Below are 23,080 nucleotides of genomic sequence, written 5' to 3' on the forward strand. Positions count from 1 at the left end.
TATTATGCCGAATAAAGCAGGATTTGTTGTGCTTCTCATAACTATATTTTTGTTTAATACGAAAAAAGCCCCGCAGGGCTTTTTCAAATCGGTTCGGCTTAGTCTTCGATATCCGCAGTATCTGTGTCTGCTAGTTCGAGAGCACCAGGACGAACATTGTCTTTTTTCTCGATCACATGTTCCAGACTACGTTTTAGTCGGTCAATTGCACCATGGATCGCAGTATCGACATTATGGCCACGATGATTGACTACGACAGGTTTCAAGCCTGCAGGACGCGCTTCAATCATACAACGAATATCGTCATCGCCGCCTTTGGCGCCATTTTCATCACTGAGATGGACTGAAAAATGGGTAATACGTTCGCTGTGGCGCTGGAATTCTTGATTTAATTCTTCCCGTACATAAGTAATTAAACGATCACTATTCTGAATGTGGTTATCGGTACGAAGTTCAATATTCATATATTACCATCCTCAATCTTTGTAACTTTTGAGTGCAAAATTTTTTATCTTGGCACATTTGTAGCTTGCTGTTTCGCATCGCATTTCACTTCTTCAAATGATTGGAATCACACCCTCCATTTTGAATGATGAACACATTTTTGAGTCTGCAGAATCGTGTCCTTATATCTTGAATATCGGCTGTATCTGGGAAATATGCAAGTGATATTTTGGTTTTTTAGCAAAAGAATAATCCATTGTGACAACTGCTTACTCAGCTCAAAAATGCAGGATTTTTCAACTGGTAATTTCAAAACCTTTCACACGATTTAATTCGAAATAATTTTTTAGCCAGACCGATAAATCGCTTAAATAACACTCGACCAGAAAACCTAAAAAAGAGGAATTAAAAGTATTTTTTATCGAAATTAGCTCACTTTTATCTAATAATTTTTCTTATAAGATCTGCATCTAGTAAGCCTTACAGTCCTGAATAGATCATTTGCTTTATCATTATTTAGTTACTTTTGCAGAATCAGGAAAAATACCCCTTCGTCATTCTAAAATAACAACCTGCAAAATAATTTTTTATTGAAATATAAGACCGTTCAATCTCACTTGAAGAGGCTGAGAACAGGCTTATAAAACGACGGTCATTTGAGATTTTCAAACTAACCTCATTACACAAACAGAACAAAGCTGTTCAGCCTCAGGCCCAAATTAATTACTAAACAATCTGTATATCCCCCCCTATTTTTTACTGATTTTGTAAGTTAATCATCGTAAATTGAAGTGATTTTATATTTTTAGTTATACATTCAGTCTTTTAAGGCACTACATATTCAACTTTATTTAAAAAATAATAATTTAGAGAAGTATCAGCGAAAGGCAATGAAAACTGAGGAAGATGATCGTCTTCATTCAACTCATGGGGGCTGAAATATATTTAAGTCAGCGATCACTTTTAACTTTATTTTTACTTATTAATCTGTATGCTTATTCTGCTTTCTCGGGGGGATAGATTTAAATGAAATTTACACAACTTGCGGCACTTTGTGCATTGGCTTCAACTGCAGCATTTGCTCAAGCAAAACCAGTTTGGCAGGACTTTAGCGTTACAGGTCTTTATGGTGAAAACTATAAATCACCATTTCTCACTCAAGATGAAAAGCTTGATCAAACAACAGTTACTGCTGAATATGCGGCAGGTTTAAAATATGGTGATTTCTTTGCTTTCGCTGATCGTACTAACAATGATCCAGAAGGTAATAGTACCTATTTTGAGGTTGCACCGCGTTTAAGCTTAAGTGCAGTTTCAGGAACTAAACTTGAAGTTGGTCTAATCAAGGACGTACTCGTTGCGACAACTTGGGAAGGTGGCGAAGGCTTTAATAACTATTTGTATGGTGTTGGTTTTGCTTTAAATGTTCCATATACTCAATATGCAAACATTAACTTCTACAAAGCTGACAATGATAACACTGCAGATGATTATCAAATGACCATCACTTACGCAGTACCATTTAAGTTAGGTACTGAAGATTTCCTTGTTGATGCATTCCTGGATTGGTCAACGGCTGAAAAGAATGGTCACGCAAGTGAGTTAAACTGGACATCTCAGTACAAATGGAATGTAGGTAAACATATCTCTCCAGACACTAAACTTTATGTAGGTATCGAACATTCAGTTTGGAACAATAAATATGGTTATAAAGGCGTAGACCAAAATGATGTCAGCGCACTTGTGAAATATCATTTCTAATTGATGTATGATCAAAGGCAGAACTCCGGTTCTGCTTTTTTTTAAACTGTGATTTCAGATCAACCTTACCAGAACAAGAATATGCCTGATTTTGACATTCGACCTGCGACCGAACATGATCTTGAAACCATCCTCAAGATTTATAATCAGGAAGTACTTTATGGTACTGCGACCTGGAACAGAACAGCCTTTGATCTGAACTATTTCAAAATCTGGTTTAAACAGCTTAAAAATCAGAATTTCCCGGTTTTTGTGGTTGAAGATATTCAAAATCAAGTCGTTGCTGGCTATGCTTGTTATGATCAGTTTCGTAGTATTCAGGGCTTTCAACAGACGGTAGAACATTCCATCTTTTTAAATCCAGATTATGCAGGGCAAGGTTTGGGTTCTAAATTATTACAGTATTTAATTGAACAGGCTCAAGTACAGAAATTGCATATCATGGTCGCAGCGATTGATTCAGAAAACACCTCATCGATTCGTCTGCATGAAAAACTGGGTTTCGTTCAAACTGCCTATATGCCGCAAGTCGGACAGAAGTTTGGGCAATGGCGTGATTTGGTACTCTTACAACTCAATCTGGATCAAGCTTGATTCATTCTTAGTTTAAAACTATTCCAGAACTGCTTTCTGGACACTACTCTTCAGCTTTTTAATACTTGGCCATCACGATATTTTGTTGTTATCCAGTTTAATAAGCACAAGTTCTATTTACTTATACGAGCGGCTATGTTTTATTCAGCTCAAAATCATACTGAATAACACCATGTATAAATCTCTATTGTCTATTGGTCTTTTAAGTTTAAGTATGCTCACTTTTGCTGATTCAGACTTTGAAAAAGAGCTCCGTTCAGGCTGTAGCAAAGTGCAAAGCTATGCAAATAATGGCAAAAAATTCTACGACCAAAAACAATATCAAAAGGCCATAGCGCAATTTGAGCAACAAGCCGCATGGTCATCCTTTTGTGCGATGAATGTAGAAGACGGTGGTACAGCTTTTTCCGAACGCGATATCACCACGGCGTTTAATAATGTTGGCTTAAGTTATGCCAAGCTTGGAAAGCCGCAATGGGCACGCGCCTGGTTCTCGGTTTTCCCGAATGCTAAAGCCAGCCAGTTCAATCTAAAACAGTTACCTGCACCAGAAAAATCAAAGAGTCTTGCAGGAAAATATGTTCGTTATGCAGGTTTTGGTCAATGGAATACGATGGAAGTTAAACGGGCTTCGAATGCCTACCAAATTGAGTTTAATGGACTCTATATGGGTTTGCGCAGTCTGATTTATGGACCAAATATGGGAGAATTTTCAACCCGCATGCCACTGAATAAAGCTCAGACCAATTACAGCGTAGAAGATTGCAAAATTGATTTAAAATTTCAGTTTAACGCTCAAATTGGACAACAGATTGTGGTGAATAGCAGCAATCCGATGTCTTGTGGTTTTGGACATAATGTCTCGGCGGATGGCATGTATTTAAAGGTTGAGTGATTGCTGATTCAGCGATATCTTATTGCCCTATAACAAACATAATATTCAAAATATTACAGGGAAAATATGGCTAAATTTCTAAATACCAGTGCAACCAATTTTTTCTTAGAAGAACTCATCAAAAATGCCAAAGAACGTTTAATTTTAATCAGTCCGTATTTGCGTCTCAATGACCGTATTAAAGAATTATTAGAAGACAAAGACCGGTTAAAAATTGATGTTCGCATTGTCTATGGCAAAAGTGATTTGCATCCTGAAGAAATCAAATGGATTCAAAAACTGGACTATGTCCGTTTGAGTTTCTGCAAAAACCTGCATGCAAAGTGCTATCTCAATGAATCGGAATGTATTATTTCCAGTTTAAACCTCTATGAATTTAGCCAGGTCAATAACAATGAAATGGGTATTTCAGTACGTAAATATGAAGATGATGACGTCTTTAAAGATGCTTATGAAGAAGCGCAGCGTATTATTCGGATTAGCGAAGAAGTCCGGATTAGCTTAGATGAAGTTAAAGCTAATCCGAACACTGAGGATTTAGGTCAAACTGATGAAGAAGCTAATGCCTTTAGTAAATTGACCACCTCCAAACTGGCTGCCAAATATAAAATTAAAACAGCAGATTTACTTGAAAAGTTAGTGGATAAAGGCTTTTTAAAGTTGAATGACACGGGTAAACATTTTTTAACTGACCAAGGCAAATCCATCGGTGGTGAATACCTTCCAAGTCAGTACGGCGGCTATTTTTTATGGAATGAAAATACGAAGATCTGATCCCTCCATTATTCAAAAAAGAAAATTCCCCTCTCTCTTTAAGAGATGAGAAGCTCTGCTTCGTAAGAGGAGATTTAAAATTTAATCCCTCCAAACCTCCCTTTCTTACGCTTCGATATAAAGCAGTGCTTATATCTTGCTTAGGGAGGCTTTTTCCCTCTCCTTCTAGGAGAGGATTAGGGAGAGGTAAATAAAGATAAACCCTCATCCCCCGCCTTCTCCCATAGGAGAAGGAGCTAAAAGCCTTAAATCGCCACCAACTCCCGAATACCTTTCTCAGGCATTTCACTGCCCACACCTTGCGCCACAACCTGCCCACGTGCCATCACGGTATATCCATCGGCAAGTTCTTCAGCAAAGTCATAGAATTGTTCGACCAGCACAATTGCCATCTCACCGCCATCGGCAAGCTTACGAATCACACGACCAATATCTTTAATAATGGATGGCTGAATACCTTCAGTCGGTTCATCCAAAATCAGCACACGCGGTTCAGAAGCAAGTGCACGTGCAATGGCAAGCTGCTGCTGCTGCCCACCAGACAAATCTCCGCCACGGCGGTGCTTCATTTCATCCAACACAGGGAAAATTTCATAGAGATGCTCAGGCACTTTGCGTGTCTTTGCGCCTTTAAATTTCGCCATACCAATGAGGATGTTTTCCTCCACAGTTAAAGTTGAAAAAATATCTCGACCTTGGGGCACATAAGCCAGACCTGCACGGACACGCTGTTCAGGACTGAGTTTCGAAATGTCCTTGCCATCCAGCAAAATCTGTCCGGATTTAATCGGTAAAATACCCATCAGACATTTAAGGAGCGTGGTTTTCCCTACACCATTGCGCCCAAGCACCACCGAACACTCACCCACAGGTGCAGTCAACGACACATCACGTAAAATATGACTGCCACCATAAAATTGATTGACGTCTTTGACTTCTAACATCACGGTCTCCTTAACGTCCTAAATACTTTTCAATGACATCTTCATTGGCTTGTACTTCTGCCAATGTGCCTTCTGCTAAAATTGCGCCTTGTGCCAATACCGTGACTTTTTCACTAATCGTATCGATAAAGCTCATGTCATGCTCAACCACAACGAGGGTGTGATTTTTCTTGAGTTCTAAACACAGCTCCGCCGTGCGCTCGGTTTCGGCATCGGTCATGCCTGCTACAGGTTCATCCAGTAAAATCAGTTTTGGACGTTGCATCAACAACATGCCGATTTCTAACCATTGCTTTTGACCATGCGACAGCAAGCCAGCAGGTTTATTAATGAACTCTTGCAGACGAATTTGCGCAAGTGATTCATCCAGGGCATTTTGGGCATCGGGATCGAGTTTGCTAAAGAAACTCTTTTTCACGCGCTTGTCTTTGGGTGCAGCAAGTAATAGATTTTCCATGACTGTGAAATTTTCAAACACGGTCGGTTTTTGGAACTTACGCCCAATGCCTGCTTCGGCAATTTGTTCAGTGCTCATTTTGGCTAAATCGTAGTTTTGCCCAAAAAATGCTGTGCCTTCGGTTGGTCGCGTTTTACCGGTAATCACATCCATGAGGGTGGTTTTACCTGCCCCGTTCGGCCCGATGATGCAGCGTAATTCCCCTTCTTCAATGTAGAGCGACAAATCATTTAAGGCACGAAAAGCATCAAACCAGACGCTGACTTTTTCTAAATACAGCGCAATACCGTGGGTAAAGTCCGCGCCTTGTTCTTTAGGACGACCATAGCCTTCAGTGGCATGACCACCATGCGGTTGTAGGATCTCGCTCATTCGCTACGCTCCTTTTTAAAACGGTCAAACAGACCAATAATGCCTTTTGGCAGAAAGATGGTCACCACAATAAATAACGCACCCAAAATCAACAGCCATGCTTCAGGATAAGCCGAAGTAAAATAGGTTTTTACCCCGTTAATGATGCCTGCACCAATTAGTGGGCCAATCAGTGTGCCACGTCCACCCGCTGCCACCCAAACTGCCATTTCAATCGAGTTCACTGGGTTCATTTCACTTGGATTAATAATGCCTGCTTGCGGCACATACAGCGCGCCTGCAATCCCTGCAATAACCGCAGAAAGCACCCAAGCAGAGAGCTTGTACCAGAGCGTACGATAACCCAAATATTGCAGACGGTTTTCGCTGTCACGAATTGCCCCCAACACCCGACCATAGGGTTTATTCATTAAATGACGTAAACCAACAAAACAGAGCAGCAATACCAGTGCGGTGATAAAGCACAAACTCGCACGCATCGATGCAGAGGTAATGTCCATGCCTAGAATGGTTTTAAAACCGGTAAAACCATTGTTGCCACCAAAGCCGGTTTCATTGCGGAAGAATAGAAGCGCTGCTGCAAAAGTCATGGCTTGAGTAATAATCGAGAAATACACGCCCTTAATTTTCGAGCGAAAAGCAAAGAAACCAAAAATAAAGGCAATGATACCCGGTACTAAAACCACAAGTGCCAATGACCAAAGGAAGTATTCCGTACCGACCCAAAACCACGGTACTTTCGTCCAACTGAGGAAGCGCATAAAGTCAGGAATGCTATCGCCTGCAGACTGGCGCATTAAGTACATCCCAAAGGCATAACCGCCAAGGGCAAAGTACAAACCATGTCCCAGACTTAAAATCCCAGCATAGCCCCAGACCAAATCCAGAGCCAATGCCACCAGAGCCAAACACATGATTTTGCCAATCAAGGTGACCCAATAAGCAGATAAATGCAGGGTTGAATCGGCAGGTAATAAATGTAGCCATGGCAATGCCAATAAGATGGCAAAGCACACGGCTATGGCGATACCGCTACGTGGTTTATCTGAAAGTAATTGTGTAATCTTCATGTGCTTACTCCACAAAACGGCCTTTGATGGCAAACAAACCTTGTGGACGTTTCTGAATAAACAAAATCACAAGCACCAAGAGAACAATTTTTGCCAGTACCGCACCAATGCCAATTTCCAAGGCTGTACCGCTAATACCCAGACCAAGCGCTGCAAGGACTGCACCCCACACCTGACCTACACCACCGACTACTACAACCAAGAAGGCATCAATAATATAGTTTTGCCCTAAATCCGGCCCGACGTTACCGACTTGTGCCAAAGCACATCCGGCTAGTCCTGCAAGACCTGAACCTAAACCAAAGGCCATCATGTCGATACGGCTTGAACGAATACCGACTGCTCGCGCCATTTGACGGTTTTGCGTCACCGCACGTACAAACAAGCCAAAACGGGTTTTATTCAGTAGGTAAACCAACAACAAAAGCACTGCAATGGTAAAGACAATAATCGCAATACGGTTATAGGGCAGCATCAAGCTTGGAGTAATCGAGATCCCGCCTGACAGCCAGGAAATGTTAGAAACTTCGACATTTTGCGCACCAAAAGTCATGCGTACCAATTGCATCAGAATCAGGCTGACACCAAAAGTGGCAAGCAAGGTTTCCAACTGGCGACCATATAGCGGACGAATCACGGTACGTTCAATCAACATGCCGATCAGTCCACTCACCAAGAATGCCGCAGGAATCGCGGCGATTAAGTACCACTCGACATAGCTACCCAAATAGCTTTTAAACAGACTTTGCACCACATAAGTAGTATAGGCGCCAATCATAATGAGCTCACCATGCGCCATATTGATGACACCGAGCAAACCATAAGTAATGGCTAAACCGAGTGCTGCAAGCAGTAAAATACTCGCAGTACTCAGCCCTGAAAATAAATGCCCAGTCCATTCACTGGCTTGAATCCGGGTTTTAATACTGCTTTTCGCTTCAAGCAAAGCCGCTTTCAGCTCAGAATGGATATTCGGCTGTGTCAGCTCATTGTCGATCATCGCCAAGACATCGGGACGATTGGAGTCTTGCAAGGCTTTCGCCGCTTGAATTTTAACTAAGACATTTGCATCTTGATAATCCAGACGCGCTTTAAGCTGGGCCAAACGGGCTTTGACTTTGTTATTTTGTTCGTTCAAATACAGGGCATTGATGTGAGCAACATTCAGCTCTGCCAAGTTGCTTTCATAAATATCAATCGCTTCTAAACGCTCGGAAGCATCTTCAGATTTGAGTTTTCTTTGTGCCAAACCAAAGTTGAGCGCTTTACGCAAGGTATTCACCAAAGTCACTTGTGATAAGTCACTCGGCCAATCTGCAACGATGCCTAGACTCGGATAGCTGAGTAATTTTTCGTCCGATTCTAAAATATAGGTTTGACCATTAGCCCCACTATAAAGCTGCTCGTTTTCAACATATTCTGCAAGCTGATCTAACTGCTCAATACTGCCCGGCCATTGCTTCAGTAAAGCACGGCGCTGGGCAAAATCACCTTGCACAAATTGCTGGATTGCATCTTGTTGTATTGCTGCAGTCAATGCAGTGCTATTTGAGGATTGTTCTGCTGATACCAGTTGCACACAAATAACCTGTACAAATACCAGAAAAATAGCGGCGATATTCACGCGAATATTCATTATATTCACCCCTATTCCATTGGAAATTTTCCGTGGAGAGTAAGAAAAAAATCAGAGGACACCTGCCACGGCTGTGGCAGGCAAAAGATAGCTGTTATTTCGGAATGTACGGGCTCCAAGGCTGTGCCTGGATGGCTTGTGGCGTTTTATAGACCACATCAAACTGTCCATCGCCACGAATCTGACCAATCATGACTGGCTTGTGTAAGTGGTGATTCGTCGCATCCATTTTTAAGGTATAGCCGGATGGGGCTTTGAATTCCTGACCTGCCATCGCTTCACGGACTTTATCGACCTCTGTAGAACCTGCTTTTTCAACGGCTTGCTTCCACATGTTAATCCCGACATAAGTTGCTTCCATTGGGTCATTGGTCACGAGCTTGTCTGCATTCGGCAGTTTGAATTCCACTGCATACTGCTTCATTTTGTTGGTAAATTCTGTATTGACCGGATTCTTCACTGACATGAAATAGTTCCATGACGCCAAATGACCGACCAATGGCTTGGTGTCAATACCACGCAGTTCTTCTTCACCCACCGAGAACGCCATGACGGGAATATCAGAGGCTTTAATGCCCTGATTACCCAATTCACGATAGAACGGCACATTCGAGTCGCCATTGATGGTCGAGATCACCGCAGTCTTTTTACCAGCTGCGAATTTTTTCACATTGCCGACAATGGTTTGATAGTTGCTATGACCAAATGGCGTGTACTCTTCCATGATGTCCGCATCAGCCACGCCTTTAGACTTTAAAAAAGCACGTAAAATCTGGTTGGTGGTACGTGGATACACATAGTCTGTACCGAGCAGAACAAAACGCTCCGCTTTACCACCCTCTTCGCTCATCAAGTATTCCACCGCAGGAATGGCTTGCTGGTTAGGCGCAGCACCGGTATAAAAAATATTTTTGGATTGTTCCTGGCCTTCGTACTGTACGGGATAGAACAATAAGCCATTCAGCTCTTCAACCACTGGTAAGACAGATTTACGTGACACCGACGTCCATGCACCGAAAATTACCGCGACTTTGTCTTGGGTAATCAGCTGACGTGCTTGCTCTGCAAACAGTGGCCAGTCAGATGCTGGATCGACCACCACAGGTTCCAGTTTTTTACCCAGTACCCCACCATTATCATTGATTTCCTTAATCGCCATTAAGGCCGTATCTTTCAGTGAGGTCTCAGAAATTGCCATCGTGCCTGACAATGAATGCAGGATCCCGACTTTAATCGTGTCGCCGCTGTCTGCGACTTTGCTTTCTGCGCCCGGGGCTTCTGCTTTTTCAGCAGATTTTGAACACCCCGTTAATGCAACAGCCCCTGCCATGGTTGCGGCTAAAATACTTTTTGAAAATAAATTGCGTTGGAACATCAGATTTTTCTCCAAACTTTATAATGGTGCATTTTTCATGCTTGTCTTGTTGTACATCTGGATGGAGTGATTCAATTTCTGTGCCAAGGCTTCAAAAAATAAAAAAAATTAATTTAACTGATCTCATTATTCGTATTATGAATCATGAATTTAGTAATACTAAAAAGAATTAAACCTGTATTTAAATGCTGTATCCGAGCTTAACTCTAAGTAGGTCGCGCAAAGAGCAATGAAAACATAGCAGAAGTGAGATAGAAGATGATGTACAAATAAAGTGCAGCATCTTGAGTAATTTTTGCACTGTTTTAAAACAAAAAAATCCCGCGCTTGCGGGATTTTTTTATTGCTTAAATTCGATAGTTTAAACCACCAAATCTGCCAGATTACCTTTTTGTTCTAACCAGTCTTTACGGTCACTGGCACGTTTTTTCGCCAAAAGTTTATCCAATAAACCTGCAGTATGATGAGCATCATCCAGATCTAGTTGCACCAGACGGCGCGTGTTTGGATCAAGTGTGGTTTCACGTAACTGGCTGGCATTCATCTCGCCCAGCCCCTTGAATCGGGTAATTTGCGGATTCTTGGTTTTGCATTTTTTCAGGATGCTATTCAGCTCATCTTCATCCAAAGCGTAATGCACATCTTTGTTGTCATCAATACGGAATAATGGCGGCATCGCTACAAATAAATGCCCTTCCTCGACCAGTGTAGGAAAATGCTTTACAAACAAGGCACACAGCAAAGTCGCGATATGCAAACCATCCGAGTCGGCATCCGCCAGGATACAGACCTTGCCATAACGCAGTTCAGACAAGTCATCCGAACCCGGATCAACGCCAATGGCAATCGCAATATTGTGTACTTCCTGCGATGCTAGAACTTCGTCAGAAGAGACTTCCCAAGTATTCAGGATTTTTCCACGAATTGGCATAATCGCCTGGAAGTTCTTATCACGCGCCTGCTTGGCCGAACCACCCGCAGAATCCCCTTCCACAATAAACAGTTCTGACTGATCCAGATCATGGCCTACACAGTCCGACAGTTTCCCCGGCAAGGTTGGACCCGCGACAATTTTCTTACGTTCTACTTTTTTCGCTGCTTTGAGACGGCGACCGGCTTTGGAAATGGCCATTTCTGCCAGTTGCATGGCGATGTCAGAATTCTGGTTCAACCATAATGCAAAGGCATCTTTGGCAATATTCTGCACAATTCCAGCTGCTTCACGGCTCGATAGACGTTCTTTAGTCTGACCTGAGAATTGCGGCTCCTGAAATTTCAGCGACAGGATATAATTGACGCCGTCCCAGACATCTTCGGCAGAGAGTTTCATATTCCGCGGCAGCAAATTACGCAGTTCACAGAATTCACGCATCGCATCGGTGACGCCTGAACGCAGACCATTCACATGCGTTCCGCCTTGTGCGGTCGGAATCAGGTTGACATAAGATTCCTGGACGCTTTCACCCCCTTCGACATTCCAGCAAATTGCAAATTCTGCGCTGGCACGTTCCGCATCGCCTGTGGCAACAAACGCCGGTGCCGGAATAATTTCACGGTCTTCCAGCTCGTCCATCAAATAATCAACCAGACCATTTTCAAACTGCCAGGTGATCTTTTCATCATTGATCTGATCAACATAGTTGATCTGTAAGCCCGCCGCCAAAACAGCTTTGGCTTTGAGATTATGTTTTAAAGCTTTGAGGGCAAATTTAGGAGAATCAAAATATTTGGCTTCAGGCCAGAATTGTACCATAGTTCCTGATACCCGTTTCGGTGCCTTACCTGCCAGTACTTCAAGCGGTGCAACCGGTTCGCCATTTTCAAAGGCCATTCTGTACAGGTTACCCTGACGCTGAACTTCGACCTCTACACGGGTCGAAAGCGCATTGACCACTGAAATCCCGACGCCATGCAAACCACCGGAAAACTGGTAATTATCGGTGCTGAACTTACCGCCGGCATGCAGTTTGGTCATGATAATTTCAATACCGCTCTGGCCATATTCAGGGTGAATATCCACTGGCATACCACGGCCATTGTCTTCGACTGATAAAGAACCATCTTTATAGACCGTGACGGTAATCTTGTTGGCATGCCCTGCCAGTGCCTCATCGACAGCATTATCAATCACTTCCTGTGCCAAATGGTTGGGACGAGAAGTATCGGTATACATGCCCGGACGACGACGGACCGGATCCAAACCAGATAAAACTTCAAGAGATTGAGCCGTATATTGAGACACGTTATTCGGTTTCCTTTTTTATGCAGTCCAATAAAAACTGTAAGACGAACGGAATTTTTTCCGCAAAATCATCCATCCCGTGACTGCCATGCGCTTCAGTCATCAGCATTGCAGGGGGATGCGCAGCACTATAATAACGATGTGCTTCACGATAATCCAAAACTTCATCGCCTTGTTGCAGCAGAACCAGTATTTTGTCTGCATCTTGTGCAACAGGCAGGGCCAATTGCTGCAGTTGTAACAGATCTGCCTCATCCAGACACCAGTTCGGATGGACTTGATAAGGCAGTTGCTCGTCAAACAGTTCACGAAACAGTTGCCATGGTCGCATTGCCGGATTGATCAGTACAGCAGGCACAGCATGCTGTGCGACCAGATGTGTCGCATAAAATCCGCCGAGACTGCTGCCCAGTAATGCCACATTATGCATCGATTCAATCAGTTCAGAAACATGCGCAATGGCAGCGTTCGGTGACATGTTTAAATCGGGTAAATGTACCTGAATTTCAGGATACTTTGCACAGTAATGTTGCAGCAATTTCCCCTTGATCGAGTTCGAATTACTCTTAAAACCATGCAAATAAATGATATTCATGAACTACCAACAAAAAACCCATCAATCATCAAAATTTAATTTAAATAATGTGAAGTACACTACGTTATAAGACCAGTTAATTGCTTAAATTGTCTGACAAAAAAGCTCAAAATCTTCTCTCATTCTCGTTATTTTAAGCTGAGGCCCTCAAAATCAGGAAACTCAACAAGAAAAAGAATTTATACCGCGAAGTTCTTTAAAAAGAAAGATGGCACCACATGCGGCTCATTGAAAGGACAGGATCAGATGCCAAGTTTGACACCGTTACATGAAACCTATTGTCGATGGGACCGAACCCCGCCGAGTCAGGCCGATGTACTGGAAGGTCTGGCGCAGCTGGTGACGATGCGCTTTAACGATGTGGTTCAGGAGCTGATCAAGAGTATTCAACGCGAAATCTTAATGAGTATTTTTGGTTTAAGTGAAAATAATTCAGAAAAAATTCAGAATATTCCTTCAATCGTGCGGCTCTATCAAATGTCTTATGACATGCTGTTTCATTACGGCAATACCCTGATTGCCCCTGCTTTGCGCCAGATTATTGAACGCTTTCCTAAACTGCATAATAAACCGCTGACACCTTCCTTGCATTTCCTGGTCAGTGTCTTAAATGGCATTATCGGGGATTATCTGCTGAAATATCAGAATCCTCTGGCCTTGCCGATGGTGATCTATGACCATTATGGCTCGCTGCAAAAAGGTGAGCTAAGCGGTCGTATTACTTTGTTTGTACATGGCTTATGCATGAACCATTTAGACTGGTCAAATCGCAAATATGAGGGCATTGGGGCAAAATTACTGGCGCAGCGTGACCGCAATACCATGCTCTATCTGAATTACAATACTGGACGCCGGATTTCTGCCAATGGTCGAAGTCTGGCGAATACCTTACAGGATCTGATTGCTCGCAATCCGAGAATTACCAGTATTGACCTGATCGGGCATAGCATGGGTGGTCTGGTCTCTCGTAGTGCGCTGTTTTATGGCAAGCAGAATGTCTATAGCTGGGTCAATATGGTGGAAAATCTAGTCTGTCTGGGTTCACCGCATCATGGTGCGGTACTGGAACGTTTTGGTTTTAGCTTGCAGGACAAACTCGGACATTTTCCATTGATCCGGTTGCTTGGCCATCTGGTCAATATTCGCAGTAACGGTATTCTGGATTTACGCCATGGTAGCGTCCGAGATGATGACTGGGAGCATAATCCGCTTCGGATCGGCTTTATGGACGATCACCGTAAACCTGCCCCGATTCCATCTCATATCGATACCTATCTGGTCGCCGGCACCATCGAGTTTGAAAACCGCAAGAACAAGACCTTGCATGTGATTGGCGATTATCTGGTCAGTATTGAAAGTGCTTTGGGCGAGCATCCCAATCCGCGCTTTCAGCTCAAAGTCCCAGATGCAAACAAGGCGATTTTCTATGGCCTGAACCATTTTGAAATTCAGTATCATCCGCTGGTGGCCGAGCAGGTGGCGCGCTGGTTCTATCCAAGTGTAGAAGATGAAGCCTTTGATCAGATTCATGAATATGTGATGGATCTGGACAGTCTGGAAGGCATTGCCCTGACCTAAACTTAAGCAAAATAAAAAAGCCCTCGATTGAGGACTTTTTTTAAATGCGGAATTAATATTTATCTCTGAGTCGTTTAACCGCTACGGTTTTATATTTACGCAGCAATTGCCATAAACTGACCAGCAATAAAATACTAAAGAAGATCAAAGACCAGACAGGCAAGGACTGACCCAAGAAAGTCCAGTCAATCGCAGCACATTCCCCCGAACCATTTAAGACCTGCTGCAGTACGGACTGCATTGGCAGGGTTTCCAGCCAGTATTCCAGACCGGGACCACAGCTCGGTACCTGATCCGGTGGCAGGTTCTGTAACCAGACATGACGCGCAGCCACGCCCACAGACCACAAAATACTGAGCGAACCCAGCAAGGCATACAGCCGCTTCATGACATTGGATGCAGGATTATGCAGGCATGCGATTAGTGAGATGATCCCGAGTCCGATTAATCCGACACGCTGAAACACACAGAGCGGACAAGGCGCCAGACCTTGTACATGCTCAAGATATAAGGCAAATGCCATGCCGATGACAGCAGCCAGAAACAACATACCACTCACGAAGCGATAACCCCATTGCATGGTGAATCCTCTTATTTTTTTATCGATATTGGGCTAAATAATCAGAAAAACTGACGCTGCTATCTTGCTCGAGTTGCTGTTGCTGCTGCAATGACTTTTGTGACATTTCTTCAAAATAAGCCAGGGTTTCCGGGCTGAGCTGATGTTCTTCATAGACACTGCTGTGCTGTTGGGCCAGATGTTGGCCAAAATGCCACATACCGCCCTGCTCACGTGTATCCCCGACCACCAGAGCAGACAAGGTGGCATCGACTTCATCGACCCGGATCATCATGGTTTTTAAAGCATCAGTATATAGAGTACTGTCATAGGCCGAATTTAACAGCTTGGCCAAGGGATGCATACGCTGCAAATGCATGGCACACCAGTCTTCAATCGGATAAGACTGGCCATTTTCCATAATTGCGGCATTTGGCGCACGGCCACGGTTGACGACCTCGGCTTGATTCTGCTCAATAATATCCTGTTCATCACTAAGAAGCGCCGGACTGTCTTGCAATAAACAGTACAAGGCTACCACTTCAAGGAAACCGGCCGTATCTTCATTAATGCCAATCGGGCTGTATGGATTGACATCGACTGCGCGCAGCTCGACATAGGCAATCCCACGATTTTCCAGTGCCTGTGACGGCGTTTCACCCGCGATCGGCACCTGTTTCGGACGCACCAGACTGTAATATTCATTTTCGATTTGCAGCACATGATCATTGATCTGGATCGGCTGGCCATTGGCATCATCCAGTCCCAGACGACTAAACGGTTTATACGGCGTTTTGACGGCTTTTTGCAGCCCGTCCAGATAGTCCTGCAAATTATTGTAGTGAATACCGAGCTGTTTCTGCGCAGAGTTTTGATAACCAAAACGTCCCATACGCAGCGCAGTCGCATAAGGCGAATACAAGGTGCCTTTCACCAATGGCAGCAAGAAATGATCACGGCCAGTCATAAAGCACTGGCAAACCGCCGGACTGGCCCCCACCAGGAACATCACCAGTGGAGTCAGACGAATAAAGTTGCGGATCAGGCCCATATAACGATGACTGCGATAATCCTGCAAGCTCAATGCTTGCAGCGCCTCGTCCTGTTCCTGCTGTTGTAAGGCCTCGAACAGATGATCCGGGAAAGACAGGTTGTAATGCACGCCTGAAATCGTCTGCATACGGCGACCATAACGCACGCCTAAACCATGACGATACAAGGTTTTAAACAGGCCGATATTCGAGCTGCCATACTGTGCCAGCGGAATGCTGTCATCGCGGCTGTCCAGCATACACGGCATCGACAAAGGCCAGAGCTTTTCATCATTTTCCAGATGACGATGGACAATCGCATGAATATCGCTGAGATAGTCCAGCGCTTTTTTAATACTGTCCTGTGGCGGAGTAATAAACTCCATCAATGCTTCAGAATAGTCCGTGGTGATATGTGGATGAGTCAAGGCTGAACCCAAGGCACGAGGATGCGCTGCCTGTGACAGGAAACCATCACTTTGCATACGTAAGCTTTCACGCTCGATACCACGCAACATGCCTTTGATGAGTGACGACTCGACCCAGGTCGGTAACACATTTTGGGAAGTCGATTCAGGTTGACTCATTACAATCTCGCTTAAGGGGGCTAAATTATTAAATTAAAATCATCGGTTTAATCAGTATAACGTGATTTCGTGCCGGCATATGACAGGCTGCCTAGTTTTCAGGCAAACCATTGATTTTTAATTTGGCAAATTTTTAACACAAACTTCCTCTATAAGACATGGAAAATTTGTGATTTTATTAACAAATAGATGCTAATGAATTGTAAATATTATGAATTATCAAGATATTTCAGACTTTTGGTTTCATGCGGACAGCCAGCCCTTATGGTTTAGCCAAAGTCATGAATTCGACCAAAGTATTGCGCAGCAGTTCATGAGCACCCATCAGCAGGCAGCCCAGGCTGAACTTTGGGGCTGGCGTAAAACCGCAGAAGGCCGGCTGGCCGAAATTATTGTGCTAGATCAATTTTCACGAAATTTATTCCGTGATTCTCCCCAAGCTTTCGCCCAAGACAGTCTGGCACTGGCCTTGGCTCAGGAAGCCATCAGCCTGAACCTGGATCAACAGCTCAGTCCGGAACAGCGTGCCTTTCTGTATATGCCATTTATGCACAGCGAATCCAAACTGATTCATGAATTCGCCTTAAAACTGTTTCAGCGTCTGGGCAATCCGACCAATCTGGAATTCGAGAAAAAGCACAAGGTCATTATTGACCGCTTTGGACGTTACCCGCACCGAAACCAGATTCTGGGTCGTGCATCGACCGATGAAGAACTTACTTTCCTGACCCAGCCCGATAGCAGTTTTTAAGATTTTTTAAGACCGCTGTCCGGACTGGATCATTGCATCAGGAGATCGAACATGAAAAACATGCTACTGGGATTGAGTGTGATTGCTGCCATCAGCCTGACTGGCTGTGCAACCACACCCTCAAAGCCCTTAACATTTGATCAGTTAGGTCGCTACAGTACCACTCCCCTCAACAGCAACACTTACCGTATCAGCTTTCAGGCCCGTCCCAATATGAGCTTTGGCACAGCTGAAGAAATTACCCTGCTCAAAGCCGCACAGACTACCGTACAAAATGGCTTTCAGTTCTTCAGGGTACTGAATGATCCAAGTAACCGTACTCAACAACCTCCACGGCAGGCCATCGTCTATCCGGCACCGAGCTTTTATCCGTACGGGTATTACCGCCGATATCCGGGGTTCTGGCCAGACCCATTCTATGACCGTCCCTATACCGTGACTCTGGATCCTGCCCAGGTGGCCTATACCATTGAATGCTTCAAGGCCAATCAGGCGCCTCAAGATGCCTTTGATGCCCGCTTGATTTTACATTCACTTGGGGCTAAATATGGTTTAAGTCCATCCGGTGCAGTGCTGCAACCGCAACCGGCCAATCCCTCCTGACAGGATGATCTATGCAGACAGAGCGTATCTCCCCGAGCTTACAACGCAGTAAACGTTTCGCGACCATCGCCCTGGTGGTCGCCGTACTGACCTGGTTGGCATTGATGGTGGCAGCCAAATTGCTACCCGAATATGTCTGGCTCATTCATATTCTGATGCTCTCGGCAGAAGCGGGTGTGGTCGGTGGCCTGGCGGACTGGTATGCGATTACGGTGCTGTTTCGTAACCCTTTTGGCAGATTGCCCATTCCCAAGTTTTTACGTGACCATACCGAAATCATTCCACGTAACAAGGCCCGTATTGCAGAGTCAATGGGCCGTTTTGTGCAGGAAAATTTTCTTTCTCCGCAAATTGTACAGCGCAGTCTGGACAGTACCGACCTGAGTCTGGCTGCAGGACGCTGGCTGGCCAATCCGCAAAATAATGCCCAAGTGACTCAGGTCATTCAGCAGACGGTGCCTAAAATCTTTGAATTTGTGGGACAGGAACAGATTGCCGGATTTATCCAGAGCAATAGTGTGCAATGGGTCAAAAACACCCAGATCAATACCTTGGCCAGTGAAATGCTACGCGCAGTACTGGACAATGATTTCCATCAGGATGTGTTACAGCGAGGACTGGATGTGGTACATGCTTGGATGACCTCTCATCCCGAACAGACCCGGGAACTGACCCGTAACCTGTTTAAGGAAATGGGTGTGTGGAAACTGGCCAAAGGCGCCAGCTGGATCGGGATTGACGTGCAGCAACGCAGTATTGATTCCGTGATCGGGCGCGTTGAAGCCATGCTGGCCGATCCAGATCATCCATGGCGACTTAAAATTGAGAACATGGGACATAGCTGGATGTTGCAGCTGGCGGATAATGACAGTGAAGCCAGCCAGCGTCTGAATGAAACCAAAGATGCCTTACTGGATAGCCCACAAGTGCTGAATTTTATCAGCGGTGCGGTGGTGATTTTATGTGATGCGATCAAGGCTGACTTGCAAAAACCGGATTCGGGGATTGCGGAAAATCTTAGAATTGCCATCCAGCAGGTCGGAGAAAATATTATCTCGAATGCCTCGGTACGTGAGCTGCTGAATAAACGTCTCAGCGGAATCGCGGTTGACCTGAGTGACCAGTATAGTGAAAAAGTGATTCGTTTTATCAGCGAGCGCATTCACGAATGGGATTCAAGCGAGATGATCGACAAGATTGAAAATGAAGTCGGCGGCGACCTGCATATGATCCGGGTCAATGGAGTCGTGGTCGGTGCCTGTATCGGTCTGGTGCTTGGGATTATCCGGGCGGCGGTAGAGCATTTAATTTAAAGATGACGCTATTCGTCCCATACATCCCGACTTTTAAAATATCCAAGAATTGACTCCAGCCAGATCAAATTTAAGATTTAAAAAATGATCATTTGGGTGGCTGAGATCCGGACATATCGACCAATAGCCCAGTGAATTTACGTACAAAAGGCAATAAGGTCACTACAATCGGAAAAGCAATCGCCCAGGAAATCATCCAGTTATGAAACCAGAGTGCTATAAATCCATCAATCCAGCCAAGATTACGCAGCATATTGATCATGGAAATAATGCCACTCATCAGGCAGGACAGGATAAAAGGCACAATAATCAATGCCCATTTTGCAGGGAGTTTAGGAATATGACCGATAATGGTCGGACGTTGTGATGCAGCCACGACATGCTCTTTTTACTGTTTTCAGATGACTAATATAAGCCAAATTCTGTACGGTGGAGCATTGTTTTTTTCATCTGAAATGTTGAGCTAAAAACTGGTTTTATTTTCACGGGATTAATCCGGTTATTACCCCTTTCTCTAGTTCAAAATTTCTGGTGAAGTGATCTTCTACTTTTTATTCCCTAGAAATGCTTTTACCTAAACAGCCTGAAATTTGCTATATTTGCTGTTTTTCTGCGATCTCTATTTTCGACTGATTATGAATACGGCAATACAAGCAGCTCTCGATCATGCAGTGCACACTTTACAGGCACAAGGCGTACTCCCATCTGACTGGAACAATACAAGTAATTTGACGCGTACCAAAGACCGAAGCCATGGTGACTTTGCGTCGAATATTGCCATGATCGCGTCGAAAGCTGCGGGTATGAAGCCACGTGATTTAGCGGAAAAAATTCTTGCTGCCCTGCCTGAAGTGGCGGATATCAGCAAGGCAGAAATTGCCGGTCCTGGTTTTATTAACTTCTTCCTGAATGCTGACCAGCGCTTTGCAGTCCTTGATCAAATTCAGGCACAACAGGCGACTTATGGTCGTACCCAGGTCAATGCGGATAAACGTATCCAGGTTGAATTCGTGTCTGCCAACCCGACCTCTAGCCTGCACGTAGGTCATGGTCGTGGTGCCGCGTATGGTATGACGGTTGCGAATTTGCTTGAAGCGACTGGTGCCAAAGTCGACCGCGAATACTATGTCAATGATGCTGGCCGTCAAATGGACATTCTGGCGACTTCGACTTATCTGCGCTACTTAGAATTAACGGGTCAGGAACTGGTGTTCCCGAAAAATGCCTACCAGGGTGACTACGTAAAAGAAATTGCACAAAGCATTATTGACCAGGATGGCGATGCTTATGTCCGTCCTGTGGCTGACGTGTATAAAGATGTGCCTGAAGATGTACAGTTTGCAGCCGAATTAGATGCTGATGGCAATAAAGTCGTATTGTCTGGTGATAAAGAAAAACACATTGATGGTTTGATCTTTAATTCACAAGCGTTAATTGGCACAGGCTACCGCGTATTCTTGCAAGCCGCGCTTAAAGCTATCTTAGATGATATTAAAGATGACCTGGGCGAATTTGGTGTAACCTTCAATCAATGGTTCAGCGAAGAATCATTGACAGACAAAATTGAAGAAGCCTTACAGACCTTAGATCAGCGTGGTTTCCTGTATGAACTGGATGGCAACATCTGGTTCAAATCCACTGCATTCGGTGATGAAAAAGACCGTGTTGTGAAACGTCGTAATGGTCAGACCACTTACTTCGCGTCTGACATCGCTTACCACCTGAACAAGTTACAACGTGGCTATACCGATATCATCGATATCTGGGGTTCAGATCACCACGGTTATATCGCACGTGTAAAAGCGGCCATTGATGCGCTGGGCTATGACTCGAAAAAATTAACGGTTCTTCTGGTTCAGTTCGTGAGCCTATGGCGTGGCGGCGAGATGGTACAAATGTCATCCCGTTCAGGCCAGTTTGTGACCTTGCGTGATCTGCGTAAAGAAGTTGGCAATGATGCTGCACGTTTTTACTACGTAATGCGTAAGTCTGAACAGCACATTGATTTTGACCTGGATCTTGCTGTGTCACAAAGCAAGGACAATGCAGTGTATTACATCCAGTATGCACACGCCCGTATCTGTCGTATGTTAGAAAAAGCAGCGTCTACCAATGTCAACTTTGATGCTACAGCAGCACGTAATTTGGCGGCTAAGCTGGAGCTTGATGCTGAAACTGAAATCCTGGCCAAACTAGCGGCCTATCCGGAAATTCTGGTCCGTGCTGCAAACAGCTATGAACCACATCAAATCGGTAATTACCTGAAAGAGCTGGCAGCCTTGTTCCACGGCTGGTACAACGACAATAAAGTACTCGGTGATGATGCTGAATTGACCCAAGCACGCTTATTGTTATCAGTGAACGTGCGTCAGGTACTGCGTAACGGTTTAGAACTTTTAGGTGTGTCAGCTCCTGAATCAATGTAAAGCACTGCTTTTACATTGATGCAAGAAGGTAAATAGTCAAAGCACTGCTTTTACATTGATGCAAGACAAGAGCTAGGCTCGAAGCGAGCATGTAAGCAAAACACTGCCGTTTATCTGCTGAGCAGACATTTTGTAACTTCAGCTATGTGCTTGAAGATACAGATAAATTAAAATTCTGTGTGATTTGTGATCTAGAGGATGACTTTTGTATCCTGATCACATAGGATGAAGTGATAGTAGGGGCATAACTGCTGTTATGCCTTTTCTATATGTCCCGATTAATAAGAGGAAAATCCCAAGTGTTTGGAAAAACGCAGCGCGGTGTATCTGAAAGACCGAATAAGCCTAAAAAGCCACTTATTCCAACCTGGCTCGGCACACTCGTGATCATTTTAATCGTGTTAAGTTTTTTAATGGCACTGATGCTCTGGAAGCCATGGGAACCGGTCAAACCGAAAACTCAAACAAGTGCTGAATCTGTCCAAGAAGAAGATACCAATAAAGATTACCGTTTTTATGACCTGTTACCACAGCAACAAGTGACGCCTATTCCTGAACAGGCCGTCCCTGAAAACAAAAATCAGGATACGGTAGTAATTGTAGAAGCGCCTCGACCTGAAGTAGCTCCACCTGAGGCGACCACAACTGAGCCTGGCTTAGAAGCCAGTGAAGCGCCTGTTGCCGCTCCGGCCAGTTATATTCTGCAAGTCCGCAGCTTTGATGACCCGGATCAGGCCGATGCCCGCCGTGCTGAAATTATTCTCAATGGTTTATCTGCCGATGTGGTACGCAGTGTAGAAAATGGCAAAGTCTGGTATCGCGTGGTTTCAGGCCCTTATGATTCTGCAGAAGCCGCGATTATCGCACAGCAAACCTTGCAGAATAGCGGGATCGATTCCATCGTCGTGAAACGATAAATTTCTAGAAATAAAAAAAAGCGCCTGAAGGTGCTTTTTTTTATTTGGATCTCTCTCTAACCGTGTCCTTAATAGGAGAGGAAATCCCCCTTTTTTAAAGGGGGACTGAGGGGGATTTTATTTATTCTAAACGAGAAAATATTTAATCCCTCCAAC

21 protein-coding genes are annotated in these 23,080 nt (G+C 44.3%); 10 read left to right on the forward strand and 11 right to left on the reverse strand.

What is annotated here, in order from left to right:
- Nucleotides 1-98 precede the first annotated feature (98 nt).
- Nucleotides 99-464: an HPF/RaiA family ribosome-associated protein gene (locus tag ACO1B7_RS06510; protein WP_004647220.1), complete on the reverse strand. Its 366-nt coding sequence runs from the start codon at nt 462-464 to the stop codon at nt 99-101.
- A gap of 1,006 nt (nt 465-1,470) precedes the next feature.
- Here ACO1B7_RS06510 and ACO1B7_RS06515 point away from each other — a divergent pair.
- The 4 genes from ACO1B7_RS06515 to ACO1B7_RS06530 all read left to right on the forward strand — a co-directional run bounded on the left by ACO1B7_RS06515 (nt 1,471) and on the right by ACO1B7_RS06530 (nt 4,468).
- A complete protein-coding gene (locus ACO1B7_RS06515) occupies nt 1,471-2,205 on the forward strand; it encodes an outer membrane protein OmpK (RefSeq protein WP_004281284.1) in 735 nt (244 codons plus the stop codon).
- Between the two features lie 81 nt (nt 2,206-2,286).
- A complete protein-coding gene (locus tag ACO1B7_RS06520; protein WP_004729124.1) occupies nt 2,287-2,799 on the forward strand; it encodes a GNAT family N-acetyltransferase in 513 nt (170 codons plus the stop codon).
- 172 nt (nt 2,800-2,971) lie between these two features.
- On the forward strand, nt 2,972-3,694 hold the full coding sequence (locus tag ACO1B7_RS06525; protein WP_004729122.1) for a hypothetical protein: 723 nt from the start codon (nt 2,972-2,974) through the stop codon (nt 3,692-3,694).
- A 66-nt stretch (nt 3,695-3,760) separates the two neighbouring features.
- Complete coding sequence (locus ACO1B7_RS06530) at nt 3,761-4,468, forward strand: phospholipase D family protein (protein ID WP_004729120.1); 708 nt, start codon at nt 3,761-3,763, stop codon at nt 4,466-4,468.
- A 245-nt stretch (nt 4,469-4,713) separates the two neighbouring features.
- On the opposite strand, the gene urtE is transcribed toward ACO1B7_RS06530, so the two are convergent.
- The 7 genes from urtE to ACO1B7_RS06565 all read right to left on the reverse strand — a co-directional run bounded on the left by urtE (nt 4,714) and on the right by ACO1B7_RS06565 (nt 13,159).
- Nucleotides 4,714-5,412 carry an urea ABC transporter ATP-binding subunit UrtE gene (urtE, locus tag ACO1B7_RS06535; protein ID WP_004729117.1) on the reverse strand — a complete coding sequence of 233 codons (699 nt, stop codon included), beginning with the start codon at nt 5,410-5,412 and terminating at the stop codon, nt 4,714-4,716.
- A gap of 10 nt (nt 5,413-5,422) precedes the next feature.
- Nucleotides 5,423-6,241, reverse strand: coding sequence for an urea ABC transporter ATP-binding protein UrtD (gene urtD / locus ACO1B7_RS06540; RefSeq protein WP_004647213.1), 819 nt, complete (start codon nt 6,239-6,241; stop codon nt 5,423-5,425).
- Nucleotides 6,238-7,311: an urea ABC transporter permease subunit UrtC gene (gene urtC, locus ACO1B7_RS06545; protein ID WP_004729114.1), complete on the reverse strand. Its 1,074-nt coding sequence runs from the start codon at nt 7,309-7,311 to the stop codon at nt 6,238-6,240. Before urtC ends, urtD begins: the two co-directional genes overlap by 4 nt.
- Nucleotides 7,312-7,315: 4 nt before the next feature.
- A complete protein-coding gene (gene urtB, locus ACO1B7_RS06550) occupies nt 7,316-8,947 on the reverse strand; it encodes an urea ABC transporter permease subunit UrtB (RefSeq protein WP_004729112.1) in 1,632 nt (543 codons plus the stop codon).
- Between the two features lie 94 nt (nt 8,948-9,041).
- Complete coding sequence (gene urtA, locus ACO1B7_RS06555) at nt 9,042-10,322, reverse strand: urea ABC transporter substrate-binding protein (protein ID WP_004729110.1); 1,281 nt, start codon at nt 10,320-10,322, stop codon at nt 9,042-9,044.
- 361 nt (nt 10,323-10,683) lie between these two features.
- The gene (gene parE / locus ACO1B7_RS06560) at nt 10,684-12,564 is read right to left on the reverse strand and encodes a DNA topoisomerase IV subunit B (RefSeq protein ID WP_423089930.1); all 1,881 of its coding nucleotides are present in this window, start codon (nt 12,562-12,564) and stop codon (nt 10,684-10,686) included.
- A gap of 1 nt (nt 12,565) precedes the next feature.
- Nucleotides 12,566-13,159, reverse strand: coding sequence for a YqiA/YcfP family alpha/beta fold hydrolase (locus tag ACO1B7_RS06565; protein WP_243474484.1), 594 nt, complete (start codon nt 13,157-13,159; stop codon nt 12,566-12,568).
- 246 nt (nt 13,160-13,405) lie between these two features.
- Here ACO1B7_RS06565 and ACO1B7_RS06570 point away from each other — a divergent pair, with 246 nt between their 5' ends.
- On the forward strand, nt 13,406-14,737 hold the full coding sequence (locus ACO1B7_RS06570; RefSeq protein WP_004729104.1) for a PGAP1-like alpha/beta domain-containing protein: 1,332 nt from the start codon (nt 13,406-13,408) through the stop codon (nt 14,735-14,737).
- A 52-nt stretch (nt 14,738-14,789) separates the two neighbouring features.
- On the opposite strand, the gene ACO1B7_RS06575 is transcribed toward ACO1B7_RS06570, so the two are convergent.
- Both ACO1B7_RS06575 and gshA read right to left on the reverse strand, forming a co-directional pair.
- Nucleotides 14,790-15,317 carry a disulfide bond formation protein B gene (locus tag ACO1B7_RS06575; protein WP_004729102.1) on the reverse strand — a complete coding sequence of 176 codons (528 nt, stop codon included), beginning with the start codon at nt 15,315-15,317 and terminating at the stop codon, nt 14,790-14,792.
- Nucleotides 15,318-15,336: 19 nt separating this feature from the next.
- Complete coding sequence (gene gshA / locus ACO1B7_RS06580; protein WP_005245643.1) at nt 15,337-16,914, reverse strand: glutamate--cysteine ligase; 1,578 nt, start codon at nt 16,912-16,914, stop codon at nt 15,337-15,339.
- A 211-nt stretch (nt 16,915-17,125) separates the two neighbouring features.
- Here gshA and ACO1B7_RS06585 point away from each other — a divergent pair, with 211 nt between their 5' ends.
- From ACO1B7_RS06585 to ACO1B7_RS06595, 3 genes are read left to right on the forward strand one after another with little or no spacing between them, the layout of a single operon-like run.
- Complete coding sequence (locus ACO1B7_RS06585; protein WP_423089931.1) at nt 17,126-17,665, forward strand: DUF924 family protein; 540 nt, start codon at nt 17,126-17,128, stop codon at nt 17,663-17,665.
- A 51-nt stretch (nt 17,666-17,716) separates the two neighbouring features.
- The gene (locus ACO1B7_RS06590; RefSeq protein WP_004729097.1) at nt 17,717-18,268 is read left to right on the forward strand and encodes a CC0125/CC1285 family lipoprotein; all 552 of its coding nucleotides are present in this window, start codon (nt 17,717-17,719) and stop codon (nt 18,266-18,268) included.
- A gap of 11 nt (nt 18,269-18,279) precedes the next feature.
- Nucleotides 18,280-19,581 (forward strand): DUF445 domain-containing protein, encoded by a 1,302-nt coding sequence (locus ACO1B7_RS06595; RefSeq protein ID WP_004729096.1) that lies wholly within the window; start codon nt 18,280-18,282, stop codon nt 19,579-19,581.
- Nucleotides 19,582-19,669: 88 nt separating this feature from the next.
- On the opposite strand, the gene ACO1B7_RS06600 is transcribed toward ACO1B7_RS06595, so the two are convergent.
- Nucleotides 19,670-19,957, reverse strand: coding sequence for a DUF2798 domain-containing protein (locus ACO1B7_RS06600; protein ID WP_004729094.1), 288 nt, complete (start codon nt 19,955-19,957; stop codon nt 19,670-19,672).
- 259 nt (nt 19,958-20,216) lie between these two features.
- Here ACO1B7_RS06600 and argS point away from each other — a divergent pair, with 259 nt between their 5' ends.
- Nucleotides 20,217-22,007 carry an arginine--tRNA ligase gene (argS, locus tag ACO1B7_RS06605; protein ID WP_004281266.1) on the forward strand — a complete coding sequence of 597 codons (1,791 nt, stop codon included), beginning with the start codon at nt 20,217-20,219 and terminating at the stop codon, nt 22,005-22,007.
- Nucleotides 22,008-22,306: 299 nt separating this feature from the next.
- Nucleotides 22,307-22,924, forward strand: coding sequence for an SPOR domain-containing protein (locus ACO1B7_RS06610; protein ID WP_004281265.1), 618 nt, complete (start codon nt 22,307-22,309; stop codon nt 22,922-22,924).
- The last annotated feature ends 156 nt before the right edge of the window (nt 22,925-23,080 follow it).

The organism is Acinetobacter lwoffii, from assembly GCF_049367455.1.
In the GTDB taxonomy this organism is placed as follows: domain Bacteria; phylum Pseudomonadota; class Gammaproteobacteria; order Pseudomonadales; family Moraxellaceae; genus Acinetobacter; species Acinetobacter lwoffii_W.